This window comes from Nostoc sp., from assembly GCF_036917455.1.
Classification (GTDB): Bacteria; Cyanobacteriota; Cyanobacteriia; order Cyanobacteriales; family Nostocaceae; genus Nostoc.
Genome location: NZ_JBALDK010000112.1, coordinates 1 through 4540 on the forward strand (window position 1 = coordinate 1; position 4540 = coordinate 4540).

A 4540-nucleotide genomic window follows, 5' to 3' on the forward strand; every position below is an offset into this window, starting at 1 on the left:
TGTGCTTCAGTATGTCACTCATATTTTTGTGTCAAAAATTTATCGCAATCTTCTTTTACCACAGAATATTACTATTTTGGAGATGTCTAATAATTTAGAGGCAATTACGATTACAAGCGATTTACAAGGAATTGACCCGAAAAATCAACAACTTCTCGGTTATCTTGTCATAGAAGAATTAGAAAAATTGGCAGATATCGGAAAAATACCTTCGCTAAAAAATACAGGCATGATATTAGCAGGTGATTTCTATGCAGAGATCAATAGGCGTAGTGGAGTAGTGGGCGACATTCGAGACGTTTGGCACGCTTTTAGTCAACAATTTTGTTGGGTGGCTGGTGTTGCTGGAAATCACGATAGTTTAGGAAATACACAAGAAGAAATTCAGGTTTTTAAACAAAATCGGAGTATTTACTATCTTGATGGTGAAATCATCAGAAATGGTGAGCTTAATCTTGCCGGAATCTCTGGTATTATTGGTAAAAAAAACAAACCTTTCAGACGTTCTGAGAAAGAATTTATTAAAGCAATTCGGGAACTGATAAAGCAGTCACCAGATATTTTAATTCTACATGAAGGCCCGGATTACCCACAAGGTAATTTGGTTGGTCAAGAATGTATCCGCAAGGAGTTAGAAAAAATCAATATAACTAATAATTTGCTAGTTATCTGTGGTCATTCTTATTGGAAAATTCCGACAATCGCTTTAGAAAATGGGATACAAGTTATTAAAGCAGATAGTCGGGTTATCGTACTTCAGGCGAAGAAATAATATCAACTTATATATAGCGATCCGATTTGATTTTTTCAAAAATTTAAGTAGATGTAGGATGTGTTACGGCTTCTGTAACACATCCTACATCTCTTTTCAAAAATCAAATATGAGTCCTATAGGAAGAAAGGAAAATTCTGTTTTTAACTATCTCTACTTTCTTACATGATTTCAAACATCATCAGCCAAAATTTTAGTCATGTAGTGTTGGGTTTCCTTATTCTATTCAATTAACGAGATCGGCGATCGCTCCTGAAGGAGAAACTACGCTTTCAGGTTGATAGCGGATACCAGCTTGCTTGAAGCGGTGTAAGGCTTCACCCAAGCGATCGCAATCTGCAATTAAACTGATTCTGACATAACCCTCACCTGCAACCCCAAAAGCGTTACCTGGGGTTAGAACAACACCCGTTTGCTGCAACACGTTTAAGGCAAAATCAGTGGAACCCATGCCCACAGGACACTTTACCCAAAGATACATTGTCGCCTTGGTTTTGGGGATATCCCAACCCAACTCTCCTAACCCACCAATGAGGAAATCGCGGCGGGTACGATAACGTTGTTGTACCTCGTGCAAATACACATCTGGCAACTGTAAAGCGGTTTCGGCTGCTGTTTGCAAAGCAGCAAAAATGCCGTAATCCAAATTAGTTTTCAGCGTCCGCAAACCTTGAATTACATGACGATTCCCCACGACAAACCCAACGCGCCAACCAGCCATATTGTAGGTTTTTGATAAGGTGTGGAATTCTACACCAATATCTTTTGCGCCGGGAATTTCTAGCAAGCTAGTGGGTTGATAACCATCAAAAGCTAACTCGGCATAACATAAATCATGCACCAGCAAAATTTCATATTTACGGGCGAAGGCGACGATTTCTTCAAAGAATTCGCGAGGGGCTGTGGCAGCAGTTGGATTGCTGGGATAGTTGAAATAGAGAATTTTAGCAAGTCTTGCAACTTCATCAGGAATGGCAGCTAAATCAATTAACCAGTTATTCTCTGGTTTGAGGATCAAGCTATGGATTTTGCCGCCTGCGATCGCTGGGCCCCGAAAATGGGCGGGATAAGCGGGAGAAGGAACCAAAACTAAATCGCCAGGGTTAACGTAGGCAAGTGCTAAATGGGTTAATCCTTCTTTTGAACCCAGTAGCGGCAAAGCTTCGCTATCAGGATCGAGAATCACATCATAACGACGACGATACCAGTTGGTGATGGCGCGGCGGAAACTAGCAGTCCCTTCAAAGGGCGGATAACCGTGATTGGCGGGATCTTTTAAAGCGGCGATCGCAGCTTCTACAACTGGCGCTGGTGTTGCACCATCGGGGTTTCCCATACCCAAATCAATTAAATCTAAACCTTGTTCCCGTGCTTTAGCTTTTAGTTCATCTAAACGGGCAAATACATAAGGTGGTAGTTTTTGTATGCGTTCTGCTGGGACAATCCAATTTAAACTCATAAAACCTCGTCACTGATTCCCTTGGGCGAAACTCGATTTGTAGTGTCTCTACTATCTATAGGTGCAGTGGTGGAAACCATTGCTGCCATCAACTGTTCTGGCGCGACTTTAAAGGGTAGTCGATGGATATCAGAATTAGGAACTAAAGCAATATCGGCAGCTGTTTGCAACTCGCCTAATGTAATATTGCCCAATCCCAAATCATTTAATTTTTGGGGTAGTCCAATTTCTGTGTAGAACTTTAACAACTGTTGCCGTGCTGATGCTGCTAGTTGATTGCCTTGTAGCATTTCTTCTAAACGCAGTTGCACCAAAATCCCAAAAGCAACTTTTTCGCCATGAATACTGCCATGTCCTGAAATATGAGTTAAACCATTATGCACGGCATGGGCTGCAACTGTGCGACATTGCGCCCCTCCAAGTCCCCCAACTACCCCAGCTAACAAAACAGTTGCGTCTACAACTTCTTGCCAAACTTTACTACCTGGTTCTTTCAAGGCAGGGGCCGACTTTTGCAAAAGGATGTCTCGCAAAACTCGCGCTTGTTGCACCGCAGCAATAATTAAAGTGTCTTGCAAATGCCCACTACTAACTGAGGCTTCGTACCATTTAGCGATCGCATCACCAATTCCAGCTACTAAAGTCCGTTGTGGTGCAGTTTTAATCAAGTCGTAATCGAGTATTAGTAAATCGGGACAACGAGATAGTCCCACATCGTAGAGAAATGCTCCATCTTCCGAATATACATTCGATAAAGCACTCCAAGCTGCACAGGTAGCCCCTGATGTCGGAATTGTCACCACTGATAATTGCAACTGCTGTGCGAGTAATTTCGCTGTATCTAAGGTTTTTCCGCCACCAACACCGACAATGACATCAGCTTTATGTTCTTTTGCCTTCTTCTGTAAAGATTTTAGGCTAGCTTCGCAGCAATCTGCACCATAAGAAGCTAGGGCAGAATGTAACTGTTGCGTTTCTAAAATTGATTGCAAATTCTTTCGGCTGATGGCGAGAGTAGACTCACCCCCCACAATTAAGGGACGACTTCCCAAACAGGCGATCTCGACTGCGGCGGCTGCTAACACCCCAGAACCACGGATTACTTTTGCTGGGGCAACTATGAGCGTAAATAACGCACTAGAGGTTTGAGTAGACAAAGAAGTTTGAGTAGAAAGTTGATCGGACATATAATCTAGTTTGCCAAAACCCTGATATTTCTTAATCTAATAGACTTGCAACGAGTTATAGTTGTTGCCTTATGGCTACAAACTTGCATCTGGCTAAACTAGGTTTTAACCGATCTAATCGCCAACTGCTTAAGTAATTTAACGACGTTGCTTGAATTTGTGATGTCCATTAGCCTCAAATTCCGAACTATCAAAGTTTTGAATAACCGTATGATTAATTAACATTACCATTGCTACATCAACTCTGGACATCCTTCCTTATGTTACCTGTCCAATGGGCTGCATTAGTCAGTCTTGACACTTACGCTCAGATAATTATGACAATCCACTTATCAAGGTACGGTTTCATCCTGCTGACTGTCGGGCTTGTCCAAGTCGTTATCAATGTACCCACTCGCCCAAATTGCCTCGTGTTTTGACTCTCAAACCGCAAGAACTTTATCTAGCTCTAACTAAAGCTAGGGCTAGATTTAACACTGAGTCTTTTAAACAACGCTATGCTCAACGAGCAGAGGTTGAAGGCAATTTATCTCAAGCCATTCGTGCTAACCAACTACGACGTTCTCGTTATGTTGGTCTAGCAAAAACGCGTCTCCAACATCTGGCAACGGCCGCAGCAATTAATCTCGCACGAATGTGGGCTTGGTGGCAGCGTATCCCTTTGGCTTATACTCGCTTATCTCGCTTTCCTGCTTTTGCTCTCACTAATTTATCCTAATTTACGATCGCCTACTCTGCCTATATGAGTTTTACCCCTCATCAATTTGCCAACAGGATCTTCATGAATTGCCCCTACCTAAAAATTTCCTTCAATTTTTTAATAATACAAAAAATCTAGGGGTGGTTACGAAACCACCCCTAGATTTCCCTAATATTTAGAATTTACTTGCAGCCCCCTTAATAGGAAGTTAATTTACTCAGAATCCCCAGTGACTTACTTCTGAGTTACGGGGGCTTGCGGCTGTTCACCAGAGGCGGGCTGCTGCACGAGATAGCCCAAAAGTGCGGTAGCAATTCCGCCGATAGTGCCAGCTAAATTGTGATTAATCATGCCAGCACTACCAAGGACAGAGGAGCCACCAGCAATCAAGCCAAAAATTGTAGTTAAAGTGTTGAGGGTAG

General features: G+C 42.3%; 4 protein-coding genes and 1 pseudogene. 2 read left to right on the forward strand and 3 right to left on the reverse strand.

The genetic code is table 11. The features are described from left to right. Positions 1 to 772 (forward strand): metallophosphoesterase family protein (locus V7K42_RS12195; RefSeq protein ID WP_334916465.1); only part of this gene is annotated, 772 nt, incomplete at its 5' end. Between the two features lie 226 nt (positions 773 to 998). Here the strand turns inward: V7K42_RS12195 and V7K42_RS12200 are convergent. Then, the gene (locus V7K42_RS12200) at positions 999 to 2231 is read right to left on the reverse strand and encodes an aspartate aminotransferase (RefSeq protein ID WP_334916467.1); all 1233 of its coding nucleotides are present in this window, start codon (positions 2229 to 2231) and stop codon (positions 999 to 1001) included. Beyond that, entirely contained in the window at positions 2228 to 3418 is a 1191-nt protein-coding gene (locus V7K42_RS12205) for an iron-containing alcohol dehydrogenase family protein (protein ID WP_334916469.1), read from the reverse strand. Before V7K42_RS12205 ends, V7K42_RS12200 begins: the two co-directional genes overlap by 4 nt. 328 nt (positions 3419 to 3746) lie before the next feature. Between V7K42_RS12205 and V7K42_RS12210 the strand changes: the two are divergent. Next, a pseudogene (locus V7K42_RS12210) lies at positions 3747 to 4136 on the forward strand (transposase); the annotation flags it as partial. Positions 4137 to 4352: 216 nt separating this feature from the next. On the opposite strand, the gene V7K42_RS12215 reads toward V7K42_RS12210, so the two are convergent. After that, on the reverse strand, positions 4353 to 4540 hold a 188-nt coding region (locus tag V7K42_RS12215; protein WP_334916471.1), incomplete at its 5' end, for a hypothetical protein.

Bases quoted from the DNA above. Each gene is read 5' to 3' on its own strand.
- V7K42_RS12205 (WP_334916469.1), bottom strand. From the start codon at position 3,418: ATGTCCGATCAACTTTCTACTCAAACTTCTTTGTCTACTCAAACCTCT.
- V7K42_RS12200 (WP_334916467.1), bottom strand. From the start codon at position 2,231: ATGAGTTTAAATTGGATTGTCCCAGCAGAACGCATACAAAAACTACCA.